Here is a 20,620-nt window from a genome sequence, read left to right as displayed (position 1 = left end):
GGTTTCGAGGAGGATCCTGACGTGCTCACCCCCCAGTTCGCATCGGTCGCCGACGTGCAGTCGCGGCTGTCCGCCGCCGGCTACCTCACCGACGACGCGATCGCCACCACCGTCTTCCTGGCCGACCGGCTCGGCAAGCCGCTGCTCGTCGAGGGACCGGCAGGTGTCGGCAAGACCGAGCTGGCCAAGGCCGTCGCCGAGGCGACCGGCTCCGCGCTGATCCGCCTCCAGTGCTACGAGGGGTTGGACGAGGCCCGCGCGCTGTACGAGTGGAACTACAAGAAGCAGCTGCTGCGTATCCAGGCTGCGCACGACGACGCCGCGTGGGACGACATCCACGACGACGTCTTCGCGGAGGAGTTCCTGCTCTCCCGGCCGCTGCTGACGGCGATCCGTCGCGAGGACCCGACCGTCCTGCTCGTCGACGAGACCGACAAGGCGGACGTGGAGGTCGAGGGCCTGCTGCTCGAGGTGCTGTCGGACTTCCAGGTCACCATTCCGGAGCTGGGCACCATCACCGCCGCCCGCCGGCCGATCGTCGTGCTCACCTCGAACGCCACCCGTGAGCTGTCCGAGGCACTCAAGCGGCGCTGCCTCTACCTGCACCTGGACTACCCGACCGCCGAGCGGGAGAAGGCCATCGTGCTGTCCCGGGTGCCCGAGATCGCCGAGCAGCTGGCCGACTCGCTGGTGCGTACGGTGCGGGCGCTGCGGTCGATGGAGCTGAAGAAGTCGCCGTCGATCTCGGAGTCCATCGACTGGGCTCGCACCCTGCTGGCCCTCGGCCTCGACACCCTCGACGAGGCGGCGGTCAAGGGCACCCTCGGCGTCGTCCTCAAGCACGCCAGCGACCACGAGCGGGCCGGCACACAGCTGAAGCTGGACTGACCGTGCAGGGCGGGCTGCTCGATCGGGAGATCGGCTTCTTCCACGCGTTGCGCGAGGCGGGACTGAACATCTCGCTGGCCGAGGTGCTCGACGCCACCCGCGCTCTCGGGGTCGTCGACCTGCTCGACCGCGAGCAGCTGCGCGCCGGCTACGCCGCCACGGTCCTCAAGCGCCCGGCCCACCGGCGGACCTTCGACACGTTGTTCGACCTGTGGTTCCCGCCCGTGACGGGGGAGCCGCATGCCCGTGAGGGCGGGGACACCGACCCGGACCACGACGAGCTGGACGGCGACGGTCCGCCCGACGTCCAGGCCCTGCGCGAGCGGCTGAAGGGACTGCTGCTCGACGGTGACGAGGAGGAGCTGCGGCGTTTCGCGCGCCGCACCGTGAGTGAGCTCGGCCGCGCCGACACCCAGCCCGGCCGGCAGGCGTGGTTCTCCTACCGGGTGCTGCGCGGTCTGTCCCCCGAGACGCTGATGGCCTCCCTGCTCGAGGCGCTGCTGGCCGGCCAGCAGCGCGGCGGGATGGCCGAGAAGGTCGCCCGGCAGACCATCTCCGAGCGGATCCGGCAGTTCCAGGAGATGGTCGAGTCCGAGGTACGACGGCGACTCGCCGAGGACCGCGGGCCCGAGGCCCTCGCCAAGAACGCCGTGCAGCCGCTGGCCGAGCAGGTCGACTTCCTGCGGGCCAGCCGGAGCGACATGGCCGAGCTGCGCCGGCAGGTCTTCCCGCTGGCCCGGCGGCTGGCCACCCGGCTGACTGCCAAGCGCCGGCTCGGGCGCTCCGGCCGGCTGGACTTCCGCCGTACCGTCCGGGCCTCACTGGCGACCGGCGGGGTCCCGCTGGTGACCCACCACCGGCCGCACCGGCCGCACAAGCCCGAGCTGACGGTGCTGTGCGACGTGTCCGGGTCCGTCGCGGGCTTCGCGCACTTCACGCTGATGCTGTCGTACGCCCTGCGCGAGCAGTTCACCAAGGTGCGGGCCTTCGCCTTCATCGACACCGTCGACGAGGTCTCCCGCTTCTTCACGCCCGGCGGCGACGTGGCGGACGCCCTCGCGCGGATGTCGGCCGAGGCGAAGCTGGTCTGGTTCGACGGGCACAGCGACTACGGGCACTCGATCGAGACCTTCGCCGCCGACTACCCCGACGCGGTGGGGCCCAGAACGTCGCTGCTGATCCTCGGCGACGCGCGCAACAACTACCGGGCCACCGGGGTGCCGACGCTGCGCTCGCTGGTGCAGAAGTCGCGGCACGCCTACTGGCTCAACCCCGAGCCGGCGGCGTACTGGGGCAGCGGCGACAGCGCCACGGCGCAGTACGCCGACGTGATCGAGATGGTCGAGTGCCGCAACGCGGTGCAGCTCGAGGAGTTCGTCCAGCGGCTGCTGCCGACCTGACCCGGGGCTGGCGTCATGCTGCCGTCGCGCGCAGGCGCTCCTCTCAGCATGACGCAAGCAGCCTGACCCCGAACCGATCTGCCGCCGGCTGCGTCTACTGGACGTGACCGACGATTTCGACGCGTGGCTCGCCCGCGACTACGCCATCGCCTACCGCACGGCGTGCCTGGTGCTGCGGGACCCGCACGAGGCGCAGGACGCCGTCCAAGAGGCCTTTCTGCGGGTCTGGCGCTTTCGCAGCGCCATCCCGGCCGGCGAGGGCCGCAAGCCCTGGCTGTACCGCGTCGTGGTGAACGCCTGTCTGAGTCGGGTGCGGGCGCAGTCGGTGCGGGTCGGCAAGGACGACGGGCCGGCGGGGCTGGCGGCGCTGCCGGACACCGCACCCGCTCCCGAGCAGGTCGCCGAGCAGTCGCAGCTGGCCGGCGACGTGCTGGCGGCACTGGCCGACCTCCCCGAGCACCTGCGGGTCCCGCTGGTGCTGCGCTTCTACGCCGGGCTGAGCGAGAAGGAGATCGCGACCGCGATCGACCGCCGTCCGGGCACCGTGAAGAGCCGCCTGTACGACGCCCGGCAGCGGCTCGCCCTCGACCCCCGCCTGTCGGCCTGGGTCCGCGACGACGAGCTGGAGAACGTGTGATGGGGACGCTGACCGAGCAGGACCTGCGCTCGCTGCTGGCCGAGGCCGCCGACGGCTACCCCGTTCCCGAGGACGGCCCGGTGGAGGTGCTGGACGCGATCGTCGAAGAGAGTGCGGTGGTGCCGCTGCTGCGGCGGCGCCCGGTGCAGCTGTCGGCCGCAGCCGCAGTTGCCGCTGTCGGGCTGGCTCTGGGTCTCGGCCTGTTCGCCGGGAACGCCGACGACCGGGTGGGGCAGCTTGCCGGCGCCGCGCGGCCGCCCGTCCCGGCAGGCGGCGACGAGCAGCGCGCCGAACCGGTTCCCGAGGCGCCGGACGTCGCGCGGCAGCGGAGCGGCTCGGCCGCGGGCCCCGAGGGCCGCGCCCTGCACGGCGCCCTGCAACCAGAGGACGGCTCCGCCGCGGCGACCAAACTCACCGGCGCCGCCCGCGAGGTCGCCGCCGCACCGGGTCAGGCCGCCGCACCGGGTCGGGCGCCGGCACCGGCCGCGCCGGTCGCCGCCGACGGCAGCCGCATCCTCAGGACCGGCGCCGTCGCGCTCGTCGTCGAGGACGGCCGGGTCACCGCCGTGCTCACCGAGGTGCGACGGCTGGCAGGTGCGGCCGGTGGTGACATCGCCGCCACCAAGACGCAGGAGTCCGGGCCGACGCCGTCCGGATCCGTGACCCTGCGGGTGCCGGTCGAGCAGTTCGAGTCGCTGGTCGAACAGGTGCGTTCGCTGGATGCCCAGGTGCGCAGCGCGACGACGAGCGGCCAGGACATCACGGCGCAGTACGCCGACGTGGAGGCGCAGATCCGCACGCTGCGCGCCGCCCGTGAACGCTTCCTGGACATCCTGTCCCGGGCCCGCAGCATCGGCGACGTGCTGGCCGTGCAGCAGCGGGTGGACGACGTGACCGGCAAGATCGACCAACTCGAGGGTCAGCGCCGGGTGCTCGCCGACCAGAGTGAGCTGGCGACCCTGGAGGTGTCGGTCACCGAGGCCGACGACCCGCTCGTCAAAGGTGCCCAGCCCGACACCGGGCTGTCCAAGGCCTTTGCCGACGCATGGCACGGTTTCACCACCGGGGTGGAGGCACTGATCCGGCTCAGCGGCCGTGCCATCCTGCTCGTGCTGTGCCTGGCCGTGGCCGTGGTGGCCGTCCGGCTCGGCTGGCGGATCTGGAGGAGGCGTCTGGTCTGACCGTCGGCCGCGGGCGGGACTCGAGCGCTCAGAAGGGGACCTCGGTCGCGAGCAGCCCCTCGCCGGAGCCGCGCCCGGCAAGGATCCGGCAGAACTCGACGGCGTCGAGCCCCATCTCGGGACCGCCGGCGCCGAACGTCCAACTGCCGCCGGCCGGGCCGGTCAGGATGAGCCTGCACGGGGAGCCGTGCCGCGCGGCCCACTCCTGGACGACGTCCGCGACGAGCACCCCGTCGTGCTCGGCGGTGAGTTCGAGCGGCCGCCCGGTTGCCGCGGCGATGTCGGTCCGGTGCATCCACGGGTCGCGGGTGAGGATGACGTCGACGAGGTAGCCGAACGTCCAGCGTTCGGTGCCGCTGTCCGGCCGACCGCCGAGCGGCTGCTCGTCCGGCATGGTTCTCCGCCGGACGAGGCCGGGCGTACGCCGTCGTGCCTTCGCGGCGCGCGGCCCGACCTGACGGAGCCGGTCGCGGACCTGCTGCGGTGACAGGTCGCGGTGCTCGTCGACCTGGAGCCCGGTCAGTGCGTCGATGAAGATGCCGCCGGCCCGCTTGGCCTTGCGCATCTGGCGCAGCTGCTCGCGCAGCGAGGCGGCCATCTGCGCCATCCCGAGGGCATGCGTCGCCAACGCGCGCACGTCCCACGGCGGGCAGCCGCTCGGCCTGGTCCAGTCCTCAGGCGACAGCGACGCCAGCTGGACAGATACCCGTTCGTACTCGGTCGCCGCCAGGCGCATCGCGACGTGGCGGTCGAGCGCGGGACGGCGTGCAGTGGTCGCGTGCGCGCGCTCGGTGGGCGCATTCGCTTGCTCGGTCATGGTTTCCCCTCCCCGCAGGCCGGTGTGTGGGTGTCCGGCGCGTAGTGCGCCAGGAACATCTGCACCAGTTGAGGCAGCATCGAGGTGTAGGTGCCGGTCTCGAAGGACTGTTCTGGTGCGTTCGCGAGCTGCTGGGTCATCACGCCGCTGATCAGCACCGTCCAGCCGCGCATGAGCTCCTCGGTGGGGACGTCGGCGTGGAACAGGCCCAGCGACTGCAGCTGCGTGATGACCTCGAGCGATCGCTCCAGCACCGCGACGGCGGGCTCGTACGCCTCGGCCGACGGCTCGTAGCCGGGGACCGGTCGCCAGCCCATGAGCTGGGAGTGGACCGGGTTCTGCACTGCCCAGCGGACAAAGGTCCGCGCCATCTCCAGGGCGTATGCCGGTAGGTCCGTGCCCTCCTCCGGTGGCCCGAGCTGCTCCATCGCCGCCGCGACGCTGCGCCAGCCACGGGTGAACACGGCGTCGTACACCGCATGCTTGGAATCGAAGTAGACATAGAGCGACGGGGGCCGGATGCCGATGCGGCGAGCCACCTCGCCCAGCGACAGACCCGCCACGCCCTGCTCGGCCATCACCTCGACCGCGACGAGGACGATCTGCTCGATGGTCTCCGCGCGGCGCAGGTGCCGCCGGTCGGCACGTGGAGCCAATTGCGAAGGCATGTTCGGAGGATGTCCTACGATCATTAGGTAGTCAAGGATGAATCGGTCCCACCCCCTCTGGCAGCCGGGGTCGCTAGGCTCCCGCTGCGTGGGCAGGCGCATCGGGGTCATGGGCGGGACGTTCGACCCGGTCCACCACGGGCACCTGTCGGCGGCCAGCGAGGTGGCCGCGGAATTCGCCCTCGACGAGGTCGTGTTCGTCCCCACGGGCACGCCGTGGCAGAAGGCGCACCGTGAGGTGAGCCCGGCCGAGGACCGCTATCTCATGACGGTCATCGCCACCGCGAGCAACCCGCGCTTCTCGGTCAGCCGCACCGACGTCGACCGGGCCGGTCCCACGTACACCATCGACACCCTGCGGGACATGCACCGGGCGATCGACCCGGCCGAGCTGTTCTTCATCACCGGGGCGGACGCGCTGGCGCAGATCCTCGGCTGGCACGGCGCGGAGGGGTTGTTCGAGCTGGCGCACTTCGTCGGCGTCAGCCGGCCGGGCTACGCGCCCGTCGACCTCGGGAGCTTCCCCGCCGGGGCCGTCACGCTGCTCGAGGTGCCGGCGCTGGCCATCTCCTCCAGCGACTGCCGGGAGCGGGTCAGCCGCGGTCACCCGGTGTGGTACCTCGTTCCCGACGGCGTCGTGCAGTACATCGAGAAGCGTTCCCTCTACCGGGGCGGGTCGTGACGGAGGTCGTGCCCGGCAGCCGCGGCAGCCGCCGCGCGGAGCTGCGCCGGCGCCGGCGCCGGCGGCGGCGGCAGCTGGTCGCGGCCCTGGTGACGGTGCTGGCGCTGCTGGCGGCGGCCTTCGCGGTCTACCTGGCCAGCGACGCGCCCGAGCCGCCGGGCGGGCCGTCTGCTGAGGTGCGCACGCAGCGGACGCTGCTGCTGCAGGTGCAGGGCGAGAACGGCGCGGCGGCGGCCAGCGCGCTGCTCGCGCACGACAGCGAGGGGCCGGCCGGCGCGGCGCTGCTCGTACCGCCGCAGGTTCTCGTCACGGTGCCGGGCAGCGGGTCGCTGCCGTTCGGCCGGGCGCTGGCCACCGTGCCGCCGCAGGGCTCGCGGGATGCGCTGTCGGACCTGATGGGCGTGACCGTGGACGAGGGCTGGATCCTGACGACGCCCCTGTTCGCGCAGCTGGTCGATGCGCTCGGCGGGGTGCCGGTCGACGTCGATGTCCCGGTGGTGCGCGGTCAGACGGTGGTGCTCAGCGCCGGCGCACAGAACCTCGACGGCGCGCAGGCGGTCGAGTTCCTGCGCTACCTGGCTCCGGAGGAGCAGGAGCAGGCCCGGCTGGCCCGGCTGCAGGAGGTCCTCGACGGGCTGGTCAACGTGCTGCCACGCACGGCGGCGGAGCTCGCGGCGCACCTCCAGGTCCTGGGCCAGCGGTCGGTGTCGACGCTCGAACCGGAGGCACTGGCCGAATTCCTGCTCGCCCTGGCCGCCGACGACGAGGCCGGCCAGATGCAGTACGACACCCTGCCGGTCGTCCCGATCGACCCCGGCGGCGGCGTCACGGCGTTCCGCGTCGATGCGCAGCGGCTTACCGCGGTGGTGGACCGGCTGTTCGCCGGCTCGGTCCCGGCGGGGGTGCGGGAGGGCGGCAACCGCGTGCTCGTCCTCAACGGGGTCGGCACGCCCGGCCTCGGCGAGGCGGTGCGCAAGAAGCTGACGCCGGCCGGCTTCGTGTTCGTGGGCTCACGTAATGCCCCCACCTTCGGCCACCCGGCCACCCAGATCCTGGTGCGGGAGGCCACTCCGGAGGCGCAGGCACTGGGGGAGCGGGTGGCGCAGGCCATCGGCGTGCCGCCGACCAGCGTCGTGACGCAGGACTTCGGGACGGTGGCGGACGTGGTGGTCCTCGTAGGAGCCGACTTCCGCGCCTGACCCGGGACGTATCCTGCACGTTCCGACGTCGACGAGAGAAGAGCCCGTGCCCGCCTCCCCGCACGCCGTGCAGCTGGGGCTGGCCGCCGCACAGGCCGCCGCCGACAAGCTCGCCAGCGACATCCTGCTGCTCGACGTCAGTGAACAGCTGGTCATCACCGACGTGTTCCTGCTGGCCTCCGCACCGAACGACCGGCAGGTCAAGGCCGTCGTCGACGAGATCGAGGACCGCCTGCGCGAGCTGGGCAGCAAGCCGGTGCGGCGCGAGGGGGCACAGGAGGGCCGCTGGGTGCTGCTCGACTTCGGCGAGATCGTCGTGCACGTCCAGCACGAGGAGGAGCGCGTCTTCTACGCCCTGGAGCGGTTGTGGAAGGACTGCCCCGCCATCCCCTTCACCGACCGCGACGTCGAGCGCAGCGCCGGCCGCCGCGTCGCCGGCTCGTCCTGACCGAGGGATCCCGCCGGCTCGTCCTGCTCCGGCACGGGCGCACCGGCGACAATGCCGCGGGCCGGATCCAGGGCCAGCTCGACACGCCGCTCGACGCGGTCGGCCGGGCGCAGTCGCTCGCCGCCGCGCAGGTGCTCGCTGGGTCGGCGCCGGCCGTTGTGGTCACCAGCGACCTGGTACGCGCCCGTGACACGGCGCTGGCGCTCGCACAGGCTGCCGGGCTGTCGCCGGTGTCGGACCCCCGGCTGCGCGAGCTGGACTTCGGGTGCTGGCAGGGCCTGACCTCGGCGCAGGTGCGGGAGCGCTTCCCGGAGGAGCACCGCGCCTGGCGCTCCGGCCTCGATACCCCGCGGGGCGGCGGAGAGACCTACCGGCAGGCGGGGGAGCGGGCAGCGGCATGTCTGCGGGCGTACCTGCCGGAGGTACCGTCGGGAGGGACGCTGGTCGCGGTCACCCACGGCGGCACCGCCCGGGCGGCGCTCGGGATGCTGCTGGAGCTGCCGCCCGAGGTCTGGGGGCGGTTGGCGCCGCTCGGCAACACCTGCTGGTCGGTGCTCGTCGAGGGCGACCTCGGCTGGCGGCTCGAGCGGCACAACACCGGCCTCGGACCGATGGTCGGCACCGTCGAGGGCCTGCACGACCTGGGCGGTCGCGCCGTCGGCAGCGCGCCGCAGAGTCCGGACGCCGAGCCTGTAAGGTGACTGATCGCAGGGCCACGGGGCTGTGGCGCAGCTGGTAGCGCACCACACTGGCAGTGTGGGGGTCAGGGGTTCGAGTCCCCTCAGCTCCACCCGGTACGACCAGGGCGTTCTCTCCTTCGAGGGGACGCCCTGAGCCGTCTGTTGGTGCCAGCGCGGTTCTCCGCACGCCGAGCAGCGAACCTTGGGTCTGCCCTGACGTAGCGGTCGTCGGGGACCGGCGCGAATCCAGCAGCTCGCGCATCGGCAACCTCGGCGGGGAGGACCGTCGCCGTGCCCTGCGCCATCAGGAGCTCCCCGAGTGGTTCGGGCAGCTCCTGAGGACCGGACGCAGGACAGGGTGGCCTCATGTCACACGTCGACAACACGCGCGCAACCCGCAGGACACGTAGGACGGGCAGTGTCGGGGGCATCCCGCCACCAGAGAGGCTCCGTGTTGCACCTCAGTCCTCATGAGCAGGAACGGCTGATGCTCTCGTACGCCGCCGATCTGGCAGCGCGCCGCCGAGCGCGCGGACTCCGGCTCAACCACCCGGAGGCAGTCGCAGTCCTCAGTTCGTTCGTTCTCGAGGGCGCGCGCGATGGGCGGTCGGTGGCCGACCTCATGGACGCGGGACGTGCAGTGCTGACTTCCGACGACGTCATGGAGGGTGTCGCCGACCTCGTGGACGAGGTGCAGGTCGAGGCCACGTTTCCGGACGGCACCAAGCTCGTGACCGTGCACCGGCCGATCGCGTGAAGCCGGGTGACGTGCTCGTCGGCGACGGCGAGGTGGTGCTCAACCCCGGTCGTCCGGTCACGATGCTCCGGGTGGTCAACACCGGGGACCGGCCCGTACAGGTGGGCAGCCACTTCCACTTCCCTATGGCGAACGCAGCACTCGACTTCGATCGCGAAGCGGCTTGGGGCCAGCGGCTCGCAGTTCCCGCCGGCACGGCGGTGCGGTTCGAGCCCGGTATCGACATGGAGGTGGAGCTCGTGCCCCTCGGCGGGAACCGCGTCGTGCCGGGACTGCAGATCGACTCGAGCGGACCGCTGGACGGCCGGTCGTGACGGCCCTCAGCCGCGAGCGCTACGCCCTTCTCTACGGCCCGACCACCGGCGACCGCGTCCGGCTGGCCGACACCGACCTGCTGTTGGAGGTCGAGGACGACCTGTCACTCGGCCCGCAGGGACCGGGGGACGAGGTCGTCTTCGGCGGCGGGAAGGTGATCCGCGAGTCGATGGGTCAGTCCCGCGCTACCCGCGCCGAGGGCGCTCCGGATCTCGTCATCACCGGCGCCCTGGTGCTCGATCACTGGGGTGTGGTCAAGGCTGACATCGGTGTGCGCGACGGACGCATCGTCGGCATCGGCAAGGCGGGTAATCCCGACACCATGCCGGGTGTCGAGCCGGCACTTGTCATCGGACCGTCGACCGAGGTGCTGGCCGGCAACGGGAAGATCCTCACCGCCGGCGCCGTGGACTGCCACATCCATCTCGTCTCGCCGACGCAGCTGCCCGAGGCGATCGGATCGGGTGTCACGACGATCGTCGCGGGCGGCACGGGTCCGGTCGAGGGCACCAAGGCGACCACCGTCACGCCCGGCGCATGGAACCTCGCCCGCATGCTGGAGTCGCTGGACGACTTCCCCGTCAACGTCGCCTTGCTGGCCAAGGGCAACACGGTGTCCGCTGAGGCGATGTGGGAGCAGCTGCGGGGCGGCGCGGCGGGCTTCAAGCTGCACGAGGACTGGGGGACGACGCCGGCCGCTATCGACGCGTGTCTGACCGTGGCCGACGCTGCAGGTGTGCAGGTGGCGCTGCACTCGGACACCTTGAACGAGGCCGGTTACGTCGAGACGACGCTGGCCGCCATCCGTGGTCGCTCCATTCACGCCTACCACACCGAGGGCGCCGGCGGCGGCCATGCACCCGACATCATCACCGTGGCCTCGCAGGGCAATGTGCTGCCGAGCAGCACCAACCCGACCCGGCCGCACACCGTGAACACGCTCGACGAGCACCTGGACATGCTGCTCGTCTGCCACCACCTCAACCCGTCGGTTCCCGAGGACCTGGCGTTTGCGGAGAGCCGGATCCGTCCGTCGACGATCGCCGCCGAGGACGTACTGCACGACCTCGGTGCCATCTCCATGATCGGCTCGGACAGCCAGGCGATGGGCCGCGTCGGCGAGGTCATCCTGCGCACCTGGCAGACGGCCCACGCCATGAAGGTACGTCGAGGTGCCCTCCCCGGCGACGGCCGCGCGGACAACCTCCGTGCACGTCGCTACGTCGCCAAGTACACGATCTGCCCTGCCGTCGCGCACGGCATGGACGACGAGATCGGCTCGGTCGAGGTCGGCAAGCTGGCCGACCTCGTCCTCTGGGACCCCCGGTTCTTCGGTGTGCGGCCGCATGTGGTTGTCAAGGGTGGGCTCGTGGCCTGGGCCCAGATGGGCGACGGCAACGCCTCCATCCCGACTCCTCAGCCGGTTCTGCCTCGGCCGATGTGGGGGGCGCAGCCGGTGACGGCCTCCGCGACCAGCGTGCACTTCGTCGCACCGGCAGCACTGGACGATGGGCTGGCGGACCGCCTCGCGGTGCGCCGTCGGCTCCTTCCGGGCAAGGACGTGCGTCGGGTGGGGAAGGCGGACATGCCGCACAACGACGCGACGCCCGACATCAGGGTCGACGCCGACACCTTCGCCGTGCGCATCGACGGAGAGCGGGTCGAGTCCTCGCCCGCCGAAGTCCTACCCATGGCTCAGCGCTACTTCCTGTTCTGATGCAGGCACTGAGCGGGGTCGGCCTGCCGGCGGCAATGCTGCTGCTGGCGGACTCCCGGCTGCCCGTCGGCGCCCATGCCCACAGCGGTGGCCTCGCCGCGGCGGTCGACGCTGGCACGGTGCACGACGAGACGACGCTCAGTCGCTTTCTCGCCGGCCGCCTGCACACCACGGGGCTCGTCGCTGCGGCGGCTGCCGCCCGGGCCTCCACGATCGTGCTGGCCGGCAGAGCAGACGTCGCCGCGGCGCTGCTCGCGCTGGACCGAGAGCTGGACGCCCGAACCCCCTCTGCCGCCGCCCGAGCTGCAGCGCGGGCACAGGGCCGCGGGCTGCTGAGGGCCGGAGCGGCGGCGTGGCCGTCGCCCACCCTCGGCCTCGTCGGCGACCGCCCGCACGCACCGCTGGCGCTGGGCGTGGTCGTCGTCGCGGCTGGCGGAGGCGCCGCGGCCGCAGCAGCACTCTCTGCCAGTACCGCAGTCAGCGGCCCGGCGTCCGCAGCGGTGCGACTGCTGGGGCTCGACCCGCTCGGCGTCACCGCGCTGCTGGCCGCACTGTCCCCCGCCGTCGACGCCGTCGCGCAGCAGGGTGCGGCGTGCGCCGATCTGGCGGCCGAGCTGCCTGCGGCCTCCGCACCCCTGCTCGACCTGCTGGCGCAGGCCCACGTCCGCGCCGATGTCCGCCTGTTCGCATCCTGATCTCGGAGGTCCCGTGCATCTTTCCCCGCACCACGACGAGTTCGGCAGCTTCGCCGCCGAGGGGCGCCCGTCGGCCGGCGTGCGCGCCTTCCGGGTAGGGATCGGCGGTCCTGTCGGCAGCGGCAAGACCGCCCTCGTTGCGGCGTTGTGCCGCTCCCTCGGCCCGACCGTCCAACTCGCAGTCGTCACCAACGACATCTACACGACGGAGGATGCGGACTTCCTGCGCCGCAGCGGCACCATCGCGCCCGAACGCGTCACCGCGGTCGAGACCGGCTGCTGTCCGCACACCGCGGTCCGGGACGACATCAGCGCCAACCTCGACGCTGTCGAAGAGCTCGAGCTGCAGTTGTCCCCACTGGACCTGGTGCTCGTCGAGAGCGGAGGCGACAACCTGACGATGACCTTCAGCCGGGGGCTCGTCGACGTCCAGCTGTTCGTCATCGACGTCGCCGGCGGAGACAAGGTGCCCCGCAAGGGAGGACCGGGCATCACCGGCTCGGACCTGCTCGTCGTGAACAAGACCGATCTCGCCGGCCGCGTCCGTGCCGACCTGTCGGTGATGTCGCGCGACGCCGAGCGGATGCGCCGAGGTGCGCCGGTGCTGTTCACCAGCCTCACCGACGACCCGGGGGCGACCGCTGTGGCTCAGTGGGTGGAGCAGCAGCGGCAGAGCTGGCGTGCCGCAGCAGCGCACCTCGTCGGTTGACGGTGGCGCTCGACGCCGTCGCCCGCGCCGTAGCCCGTGATGTGGATGGCCGCACCCGCCTCACCACTGTTCGCTCCGCGGTCCCGCTGTCGGTGCGCGAGACCGTGGACGGCCTCACCTTGGTGGCCTCGGCGTTCGGTCCGCTCGGTGGTGACACCACCCGCTTGGAGCTGGCCGTGCAGCGTGGAGCTCGGCTTCGGGTCGGTTCGGCGGCCGCCCAGATCGCACAGCCGGGCGTGCACGACCGCATCTCGCGGGCCGCAGTGGACGTCGACGTGGGTCCCGGCGCGCACCTGCACTGGCAACCGCAGCCGACCGTGGTGACCGCCGGCGCCGAGCACCACGTCGACCTGGACGTCCGGGTCGCGGAGACGGGGTCGGCCGTGCTCGTCGAGACGGCGGTCCTCGGACGCTGCGGCGAGACACCTGGCCGCTACCGCTCCCGCTGGCGCGTCACCGTCGGGCATGAGCCGCTGCTGTCGACTGACCTCGACATCGGGCCCGGCGCGCACGACGGCTGGAACGGGCCGGCGACGACCGGCGGGGCGCGGGTGCTCGTGGCGGCGCTCGTCGTCGGCGCCAAACCACACCTCGACGACGGCAGGGTGCAAGGAGGTGAGGTCCTGGACCTCGCCGGCCCTGGCGTGCTCTACAGCTGGCTCGGCGACGACACGGTCTCGGCGTCGCGAGCGGTCGCTGTGTTCCTGGCGAAATGCGCCGACCTGCAGCATGCGACGTCCGTGTAACACCGCGTTCACGGAAATTGACGACAGCTGAAACCTGCGCTTCCTAGCGTCCGCCGCACCACGCCAGACCGCCTCGCGAGCACGCGCAGGCGTCAACGGCACGTCGCGCCTCCGCACCTCGGCGGTGGCTCCGGCGCGCCCGACTCCGAAGGACGACATGTACACCCCTCGACACCGCCCTCTCCTCGTCCCCCTCGTCCTCACCGCGCTCATGGTGGCCGTCAGTGCGTGCGGTGGCAGTCGCGTCGGTGACCTGGACAACGCCGGCTCCCTCAGCGGTAGCTCGTGCGTCGACACCTCTGGCGACTCGGTCAAGGTGGGGCTCATCAATTCGATGTCGGGAACGATGTCGATCAGCGAGACGACGGTCCGCCGCTCGCTCGAGCTGGCGATCGAAGAGATCAACGCCGGCGGCGGGGTGTTGGACAAGCAGATCGAGGCGGTCACCGAGGACGGCGCCTCGGAGCCGACCGTGTTTGCCGAGCGGTCGACGAAGCTCCTCCAGAGCGACTGCGTCGCCGCGGTCTTCGGCGGCTGGACGTCGAGCAGTCGTAAGGCGATGCTCCCCGTCTTCGAGAACAACGACGGGCTGCTGTTCTACCCCGTGCAGTACGAGGGCCTCGAGGCCTCCGAGAACATCTTCTACACCGGCGCGACGACCAACCAGCAGATCATCCCGGCCTTGGACTACCTCAAGGACGAGCTGGACGTGACGTCGCTGCACCTCGTCGGCAGCGACTACGTCTTCCCCCGGACGGCCAACGCCATCATCAAGGCGTACGCCGAGGAGCACGACATCGAGATCGTCGGCGAGGACTACGAGCCGCTCGGCTCCGTGGAGGGCGTCCCCACCATCGTCAACCGCGTCCGCAGCTCCGGAGCGGACGCCGTCTTCAACACTCTCAACGGCGACTCCAACGTCAGCTTCTTCTCGCAGTACGCGAACGTCGGTCTGAACGCCGAGACCATGCCGGTGCTGTCCGTCTCGATCGCGGAGGAGGAGGTCCCAGGGGTGGGCGTCGACAAGCTCGCCGGCCAGTACACCGCCTGGAACTACTACCAGACGGTCGACAGCCCGCAGAACCAGAAGTTCGTTGCCGCGTTCAAGGCGAAGTACGGGGCTGATGCCGTGACCAGTGACCCCATGGAGGCCGCGTACACCTCGCTCTACCTGTGGAAAGGCATGGTCGAGAAGGCCGGTTCCTTCGAGGTCGCAGCGCTGCAGGAGGCCGCGGGCGGCGTCGTCTTCGACGCCCCTGGAGGCCAGGTGACCGTGAACGGCGACAACCACCACATCGCCAAGACGGCGCTCATCGGCCGGGTCAACCGGCAGGGGCTCATCGACACGGTGTGGTCATCCGACAGTCCGATCGAGCCGGACCCGTGCCTCGAGACATACCCGTGGGCCCAGAGCATCCAGAAGGACAAGACCTACTGCGGGAGCTGACCAATGGACGTCGTACTCGGGCAGCTCTACGCCGGTATCAGCCTGGGTTCCGTGCTGCTACTCATCGCACTCGGCCTGACGCTGACGTTCGGGCAGATGGGCGTCATCAACATGGCGCACGGCGAGTTCCTCATGGCAGGTGCCTACACCGCCTTCGTCGTGCAGCAGGTGTTCAGCAGCGCCGGCCTGTCCCTGCTCGTCGCGCTGCCGCTCGCGTTCCTCGTCGGGGGCCTGCTGGGCGTGCTGCTGGAAGTCAGCCTCATCAGCCGGCTCTACGCCCGCCCCCTGGACACGCTGCTGGTGACGTGGGGTGTCTCGTTGATGCTTCAGCAGCTGGCGCGGGACGTGTTCGGGGCGCCCGCGGTCGAGGTGCGGGCGCCCTCGTGGCTGCAGGGCAACGTCGAGGTCCTGGGCACGCCCTTCACGACGGGGCGGCTGTTCATCGTCGTCCTGGCGGTCGCGTCCGTCACGGCAATGAGCCTGATCTTGCGGTTCAGCTCGCTGGGACGCCGGATCCGGGCCGTGGTGCAGAGCCGGGGCTTGGCCGAGACCTCGGGTATCAACAGCCGCCGCACCGACCGGGTGACCTTCTTCGTCGGCTCGGGTCTGGCGGGGATGGCCGGCGTGGCCCTGACCCTCATCGCCTCGACGCAGCCGTACATGGGGTCCACCTACATCGTCGACGCGTTCCTGGTCGTCGTGGCGGGCGGAATCGGCCAGATCCGCGGCGCCGTCATCGCGGCGTTCGGGCTGGGACTGCTGCAAGCGGCCTTCGCGTACTCGCAGTCGGTCAGCACCGCGAAGGTGCTGCTGCTGGTGGTGGTCATCGCCTTCCTGCAGATCCGTCCCCAGGGCCTGTTCAGCGTCCGAACCAGGAGCGTCGTGTGACCGGGCGGACAGCAACCGCCGAGCAGCCGACGGCCGCCGAGGGCAACTGGAACCGGCGACTCGCCGTGGCCGGCGGCTACGGCCTGGCCGTGGTCATACTGTTCGTCGGCGCACCGGCCCTGCTCTCGGATTTCCGTCTGCGGCTGCTCACCCAGTTCCTGTGCCTGGCGATGGTCGCCGTCGGCATCGGACTGGCATGGGGCCGCGGCGGCATGCTGACCCTGGGCCAAGGCCTGTTCTTCGGTCTTGGTGCGTACATCATGGCCATCCACCTGCAGCTCAGCGATGCCGGTCCCGGCGGGCGTCCCAGCTTCATGGTGACCGGCAGCGGCGTGCCGTGGTGGTGGGAGCTCTTCCGTCATCCGGTTGTGGCCGTCGTCGGGATCGTGGCGGTGCCCGGCCTGCTGGCCCTGTTGCTCGGCCTGTCGATCTTCCGTCGGCGGGTGAAGGGCGCGTACTTCGCCATCTTGTCGCAAGCCTCGGCGGGTGCCTTCGCCTTGCTGCTGGTCAGCCAGCAGAACACCATCGGCGGCTCCAACGGGCTGAGCAACTTCCGGCAGTTCTTCGGCTACTCGCTCAGCGACCCGGTGAACCGGCAGCTGCTGTTCTTCATCACTGCCGGGCTGCTGGTCGCCATGGTGGCCGTCGTGCACCAGCTGATGCGCAGCCGGTTCGGAGAGCTGCTGACGGCCGTGCGCGACGGGGAGGAGCGGGTGCGCTTCCTGGGCTACGACCCTGCTGTCGTCAAGGTCGTCGCCTACGCGGTCGCCGCGGTGTTCGCCGCGATCGGGGGTGCGCTGTTCGTGCCCGTCGTCGGCATCATCTCCCCGAACAACGTCGGGGTCGTCCCCTCCATCGGCTTCCTCATCGGCGTCGCCGTCGGGGGCCGGGCGACGCTGCTGGGGCCGGTGCTGGGGGCGCTCGCCGTCTCGTACGCCGGCAGCGAGCTCTCGGCACGGTACGAGTCGGTCTGGATCTACCTGCAAGGACTGCTGTTCATCGTCGTCGTGGCCTTCCTGCCCGGGGGCTTGGGGTCAATCGCGCAGATGCTGTGGCGCCGCCGGCCACGCCCGACGGCCGACGACAGCGGTGGGAAGCCGGACCCCTTCGCCGGAGCGGGTCAGGACGGTCCGCCGTTGGTCGACGACCCAGGGCCGCAGGCCATGCCGGTGTCCGTACGGACGGGAGACGCACAGTGAGCCGCGACTACCTCGAGGTACGTGGCCTGCGCGTGGTCTTCGACGGGTTCGTCGCTGTCGACGGCGTCGACCTGACCGTCCTCGAGGGGGACCTGCGCTTCCTCATCGGGCCGAACGGGGCCGGCAAGACGACCCTGGTCGACGCCATCACCGGCTTGGCCCCGGCCACCGGTTCCGCGAGGCTCGACGGCGTGGAGCTGCTCGGCAAGAAGGAACATCAGATCGCCCGAGCCGGGATCGGACGGACGTTCCAGACGGCCAGCGTCTTCGAGGAGCTCACGGTGCTGCAGAACCTCGACATCGCAGCGGGCTCGTCGCGCCGTTGGCGCACCCTGCTGCGTGCGCGCAGTGCGGTGCCCGAGGCCGTCGAGGCGGCCATGGCGACAACTGGTCTCACGGCGCTGCGCGACCAAAAGGCCGGGGAGTTGGCGCACGGTCAGAAGCAGTGGCTGGAGATCGGCATGTTGCTCGTGCAGGACGGCACGGTACTGCTGCTCGACGAGCCGGTGGCGGGCATGAGTGTCGAGGAGCGCGCGCAGACCGGCGACCTGCTCCGCAGGGTGCGGCGCGACCACGTGGTGGTGGTCGTCGAGCACGACATGGAGTTCCTCCGCGAGTATGCAGACTCGGTCACCGTGCTCGCGGCCGGAAAGGTGCTGGCGGAAGGGACCTACGCACAAGTGCAGGCCGATCCCAGGGTGCAGGAGGTCTATCTCGGTCCTGGCGAGGCGGCCACGCCACCGGACGCACCCGACGAGGCCCGCGCTGCCGTGGAGGTGACCTAGTGCTTGAGCTGCGCGGCGTGCACGTCGCCTACGGACGCACGGAGGTCGTGCACGGCGTCGACCTCGCCGTCCCGACCGACGGGGTGACCGCGGTGCTCGGCCACAACGGCGCGGGCAAGACGACGCTGCTGCGGGCCGCTGTCGGGTTGCTTCCGGCGCGCCGGGGCGTCGTCCTGCTCGACGGCGAGGACGTCAGCGGGCTGCGACCGCACCAGCGCGTGCGGCGGGGCCTGGCCTATGTGCCGCAGGGGCAACAGTCGTTTCCCCAGCTGACCGCCGGCGAGAACCTGCAGCTGATCGCCGATGGCACCCGCGACGCTCGTGCTCGCACCGACGAGGCTCTCGACCTGTTCCCTGCCCTGCGCGCACTTCTGAGCCGCCGAGCCGGCCTGCTGTCGGGTGGCCAGCGGCAGCAGCTGGCCATCGCGCGGGCACTCATGACACGGCCCCGGGTGCTCGTCCTGGACGAGCCGACCGAGGGGATCCAGCCCAGTGTCGTCACGGAGATCCAGCAGGCCGTCCTCTCGCTGACCCGCCGAGGCGGGCTGTCCGTGCTGCTCGTCGAGCAGCACGTCGGGTTCGCGCTGAGCGCCGCCAGCCGGTACTACGTCCTGGAGTCGGGACGGGTCAGCGTGACGGGTGAAGGAGGCAGCAGTTCCGGCGCTGCGGTGCGAGCTGCCATGGCGATCTGACCACTGCCGCTGCCGGACCGCGACATCAGCCGATGGTGACGGAGCGGCGCCGGGTGCGCATCGGCGGGCCCGGCGCCGCCGGGCGCACGGGTGCCAGAAGTTCGGCCAGGGCCTGGCCCTCGACGTGCTCGGCCTCCACCAGTGCCGCGGCGAGGGCATCGAGGGTCCTCCGGTAAGTGCCCACGAGACGCTCGGCGGCGGCGGCGGCGTCCTCGACGGTGCGGCGCACGGCAGCGTCGAGGACGTCGACGGTGGACGGGCCGATCGGTCCGAGCCGGGCGCCGCCGCCCAGGTAGGCGTCGGCGTCGGGGGCGAGCAGCCGCACCGGACCGACGGCGTCGGACAGCCCGTAGCGGGCGATCAGGTCGCGGGCCAGGCCGGTGGCGCGCTGCAGGTCGAGTTCGCCGGCGGTGGAGCCGTCGCCCAGCACGACATGTTCGCCGACCGTGCCGCCGAGCAGGCGCACCAACCGGACCCGCAGCTGCCCGGCGGACAGCACCGCGGCGTCGGCGTCCTCGCTGCGTAGCCGCACGCCGCCGAGCCGGTCACCGCGGGCCAGCACCGAGACCTTGTCGACGTCACCACCGGTGGCGGTGACGACGACGGCGTGCGCCGCCTCGTGGACGGCGATGCGGCGGCGTTCGTCGTCGGAGAGCACGCGACCGCGGCTGCCGGTGCCGTGCCGAACCCGGTCCACGGCCAGGGCGAGGTCGTCGCCACGGACTTCGGCGCGGCTGTCGCGGACAGCGAGTAGTGCAGCCTCGTTGACCACGCTGGCCAGGTCGGCGCCGGTGAAGCCGGGCGTACGGCGGGCGAGCAGTCCGAGGTCGGCGTCCGGCCCGAGCGGGATGGAGCGGGCGTGCAGCTCGAGGATGCGCCGGCGGCCGGCGAGATCGGGGGCGTCGACGGTGACGAGTCGGTCGAACCGGCCCGGCCGCAGCAGCGCGGGATCGAGAACGTCGGCCCGGTTCGTGGCGGCCATGACCACGACACCGCTGCTGACCTCGAAACCGTCCATCTCCACGAGCAGTTGGTTGAGCGTCTGCTCGCGCTCGTCGGACCCGCCGCCGGCCTCGCCGGAGCCGCGCCGGCGCCCAGCGGCGTCGACCTCGTCGATGAACAGGATCGCCGGGGCGGCCGCCCGTACGGCCGCGAACAGGTCGCGCACTCGGGCCGCGCCGACGCCGACGAGGGACTCGACGAACTCCGCGCCGCTGACGGAGAAGAACGCCACCTGGGCCTCGCCGGCGGTGGCTCGGGCCAGCAGCGTCTTGCCGGTGCCGGGTGGGCCGAGCAGCAGCACACCCTTGGGCGGCTGCGCACCGAGCGCGGCGTACCGGCCGGGATCGGTGAGGTAGGTGACCACCTCCCGCAACTCCTCGACGGCGTCGTCGGCGCCCGCCACGTCGGCGTAGGTGACCCGCGGCGGAGCGCCGGTGCGGGCGCCCTTGCCGCCCCGTACCGTGCCGAAGGCGGCGACGTCACCCTGCCCGCCGCCGCGCAGCCCGACGAACAGCAGCGCGAACAGGTTGGCCAGCACCGCCAGCGGCAGCAGCACCGTCGCGAGCAGCCGGATCGTGGCCTGGCCCGCCTGGGCGTCGACCCGAACCCGCGCGCCGCTGTCTGTGAGCGTGGTCAGCAGCTGCCCGGTCGCGCTGTCGCTGGCCGGGTAGCCGGTCCAGAACCTGGTTCCGTCGTCCAGCCGGCCCTCGACCCTTGCCTCTTGGTCGCGCAGGGCCGCAACGGCGACCTGTTCCTCCGCCGCGAGTGCCGTGAGCCGGTCGAGCGTCAGCTCAAGGCCCGGAGACCGGGGGGCGGTGGCGGTGAACGCGGCGGCGACCAGGGCCAGCAGCAGTACCAGGGAGGCGCTCAGGAGGGTGACCGGGTTCCGCGGCACGAGTCGGGCGAGTCGGGTGGTCATCGCGTGGGGCTCCAGGTCTTGTGGTGGCGGCGTACCTGTCGTGGTGCCGCTCTTCACGTGCGGCTCCCAGGAGGTAGCGGGCGAACGAGCGGATGTGCCGCGCAGCGAGGCTACATGGAAACGACTCTCAATGGCATCACGCGCTCCGG

Annotated in this window: 21 protein-coding genes, 1 tRNA gene and 1 pseudogene; 20 read left to right on the top strand and 3 right to left on the bottom strand. The window is 71.7% G+C overall.

The annotated features are described in order from the left end of the window. The first annotated feature begins 21 nt into the window (after positions 1 to 21). From WD794_04615 to WD794_04600, 4 genes are all read left to right on the top strand, one after another. Positions 22 to 888, top strand: coding sequence for a MoxR family ATPase (locus tag WD794_04615; protein ID MEX2289594.1), 867 nt, complete (start codon positions 22 to 24; stop codon positions 886 to 888). Between the two features lie 2 nt (positions 889 to 890). Continuing rightward, the gene (locus WD794_04610) at positions 891 to 2,288 is read left to right on the top strand and encodes a VWA domain-containing protein (protein ID MEX2289593.1); all 1,398 of its coding nucleotides are present in this window, start codon (positions 891 to 893) and stop codon (positions 2,286 to 2,288) included. A gap of 103 nt (positions 2,289 to 2,391) precedes the next feature. Further along, positions 2,392 to 2,925, top strand: coding sequence for an RNA polymerase sigma factor (locus WD794_04605; protein ID MEX2289592.1), 534 nt, complete (start codon positions 2,392 to 2,394; stop codon positions 2,923 to 2,925). Continuing rightward, the gene (locus tag WD794_04600) at positions 2,925 to 4,106 is read left to right on the top strand and encodes a DUF4349 domain-containing protein (GenBank protein MEX2289591.1); all 1,182 of its coding nucleotides are present in this window, start codon (positions 2,925 to 2,927) and stop codon (positions 4,104 to 4,106) included. The genes WD794_04605 and WD794_04600 overlap by 1 nt, the downstream gene beginning before the upstream one ends. Before the next feature lie 28 nt (positions 4,107 to 4,134). Here the strand turns inward: WD794_04600 and WD794_04595 are convergent, their stop codons facing one another. Both WD794_04595 and WD794_04590 read right to left on the bottom strand, forming a co-directional pair. Beyond that, positions 4,135 to 4,923, bottom strand: a complete 789-nt coding sequence (locus tag WD794_04595; protein ID MEX2289590.1) for a maleylpyruvate isomerase family mycothiol-dependent enzyme — start codon at positions 4,921 to 4,923, stop codon at positions 4,135 to 4,137. Beyond that, positions 4,920 to 5,591 (bottom strand): TetR/AcrR family transcriptional regulator, encoded by a 672-nt coding sequence (locus tag WD794_04590; protein ID MEX2289589.1) that lies wholly within the window; start codon positions 5,589 to 5,591, stop codon positions 4,920 to 4,922. Before WD794_04590 ends, WD794_04595 begins: the two co-directional genes overlap by 4 nt. Before the next feature lie 37 nt (positions 5,592 to 5,628). On the opposite strand from WD794_04590, the gene nadD reads away from it, so the two are divergent. From nadD to urtE, 16 genes and pseudogenes are all read left to right on the top strand, one after another. Further along, positions 5,629 to 6,273, top strand: a complete 645-nt coding sequence (nadD, locus tag WD794_04585) for a nicotinate-nucleotide adenylyltransferase (protein ID MEX2289588.1) — start codon at positions 5,629 to 5,631, stop codon at positions 6,271 to 6,273. Continuing rightward, positions 6,270 to 7,472: an LCP family protein gene (locus WD794_04580; GenBank protein ID MEX2289587.1), complete on the top strand. Its 1,203-nt coding sequence runs from the start codon at positions 6,270 to 6,272 to the stop codon at positions 7,470 to 7,472. Before nadD ends, WD794_04580 begins: the two co-directional genes overlap by 4 nt. Before the next feature lie 46 nt (positions 7,473 to 7,518). Next, complete coding sequence (rsfS, locus tag WD794_04575) at positions 7,519 to 7,920, top strand: ribosome silencing factor (protein ID MEX2289586.1); 402 nt, start codon at positions 7,519 to 7,521, stop codon at positions 7,918 to 7,920. Further along, a complete protein-coding gene (locus tag WD794_04570) occupies positions 7,839 to 8,621 on the top strand; it encodes a histidine phosphatase family protein (protein MEX2289585.1) in 783 nt (260 codons plus the stop codon). The genes rsfS and WD794_04570 overlap by 82 nt, the downstream gene beginning before the upstream one ends. Before the next feature lie 16 nt (positions 8,622 to 8,637). After that, positions 8,638 to 8,710, top strand: a tRNA-Ala gene (locus WD794_04565). Positions 8,711 to 9,054: 344 nt separating this feature from the next. Next, positions 9,055 to 9,357 carry an urease subunit gamma gene (locus WD794_04560; protein ID MEX2289584.1) on the top strand — a complete coding sequence of 101 codons (303 nt, stop codon included), beginning with the start codon at positions 9,055 to 9,057 and terminating at the stop codon, positions 9,355 to 9,357. After that, positions 9,354 to 9,671 (top strand): urease subunit beta, encoded by a 318-nt coding sequence (locus tag WD794_04555; protein MEX2289583.1) that lies wholly within the window; start codon positions 9,354 to 9,356, stop codon positions 9,669 to 9,671. The genes WD794_04560 and WD794_04555 overlap by 4 nt, the downstream gene beginning before the upstream one ends. Beyond that, the gene (locus WD794_04550) at positions 9,668 to 11,389 is read left to right on the top strand and encodes an urease subunit alpha (protein ID MEX2289582.1); all 1,722 of its coding nucleotides are present in this window, start codon (positions 9,668 to 9,670) and stop codon (positions 11,387 to 11,389) included. The genes WD794_04555 and WD794_04550 overlap by 4 nt, the downstream gene beginning before the upstream one ends. Further along, positions 11,389 to 12,084, top strand: coding sequence for an urease accessory UreF family protein (locus WD794_04545; GenBank protein ID MEX2289581.1), 696 nt, complete (start codon positions 11,389 to 11,391; stop codon positions 12,082 to 12,084). The genes WD794_04550 and WD794_04545 overlap by 1 nt, the downstream gene beginning before the upstream one ends. 91 nt (positions 12,085 to 12,175) lie before the next feature. Continuing rightward, positions 12,176 to 12,793 (top strand): annotated as a pseudogene (ureG, locus tag WD794_04540) (urease accessory protein UreG). Positions 12,794 to 12,795: 2 nt separating this feature from the next. Next, entirely contained in the window at positions 12,796 to 13,539 is a 744-nt protein-coding gene (locus WD794_04535; protein MEX2289580.1) for an urease accessory protein UreD, read from the top strand. Between the two features lie 211 nt (positions 13,540 to 13,750). Next, entirely contained in the window at positions 13,751 to 14,986 is a 1,236-nt protein-coding gene (gene urtA, locus WD794_04530) for an urea ABC transporter substrate-binding protein (GenBank protein MEX2289579.1), read from the top strand. A 3-nt stretch (positions 14,987 to 14,989) separates the two neighbouring features. After that, positions 14,990 to 15,874, top strand: coding sequence for an urea ABC transporter permease subunit UrtB (urtB, locus tag WD794_04525; GenBank protein MEX2289578.1), 885 nt, complete (start codon positions 14,990 to 14,992; stop codon positions 15,872 to 15,874). A gap of 65 nt (positions 15,875 to 15,939) precedes the next feature. Next, positions 15,940 to 17,073 (top strand): urea ABC transporter permease subunit UrtC, encoded by a 1,134-nt coding sequence (gene urtC / locus WD794_04520; protein MEX2289577.1) that lies wholly within the window; start codon positions 15,940 to 15,942, stop codon positions 17,071 to 17,073. Further along, the gene (gene urtD, locus WD794_04515; protein MEX2289576.1) at positions 17,070 to 17,858 is read left to right on the top strand and encodes an urea ABC transporter ATP-binding protein UrtD; all 789 of its coding nucleotides are present in this window, start codon (positions 17,070 to 17,072) and stop codon (positions 17,856 to 17,858) included. Before urtC ends, urtD begins: the two co-directional genes overlap by 4 nt. Further along, the gene (gene urtE / locus WD794_04510) at positions 17,858 to 18,550 is read left to right on the top strand and encodes an urea ABC transporter ATP-binding subunit UrtE (protein MEX2289575.1); all 693 of its coding nucleotides are present in this window, start codon (positions 17,858 to 17,860) and stop codon (positions 18,548 to 18,550) included. Before urtD ends, urtE begins: the two co-directional genes overlap by 1 nt. Before the next feature lie 25 nt (positions 18,551 to 18,575). Here urtE and WD794_04505 read toward each other — a convergent pair whose 3' ends face one another. Continuing rightward, entirely contained in the window at positions 18,576 to 20,471 is a 1,896-nt protein-coding gene (locus WD794_04505; protein MEX2289574.1) for an AAA family ATPase, read from the bottom strand. Positions 20,472 to 20,620 lie beyond the last annotated feature (149 nt).

Source organism: Mycobacteriales bacterium (assembly GCA_040902655.1).
Taxonomy (GTDB): domain Bacteria; phylum Actinomycetota; class Actinomycetes; order Mycobacteriales; family SCTD01; genus SCTD01.
Note: the sequence above shows the minus strand (reverse complement) of the source record. Positions and strands in the feature narration are given on the sequence as shown.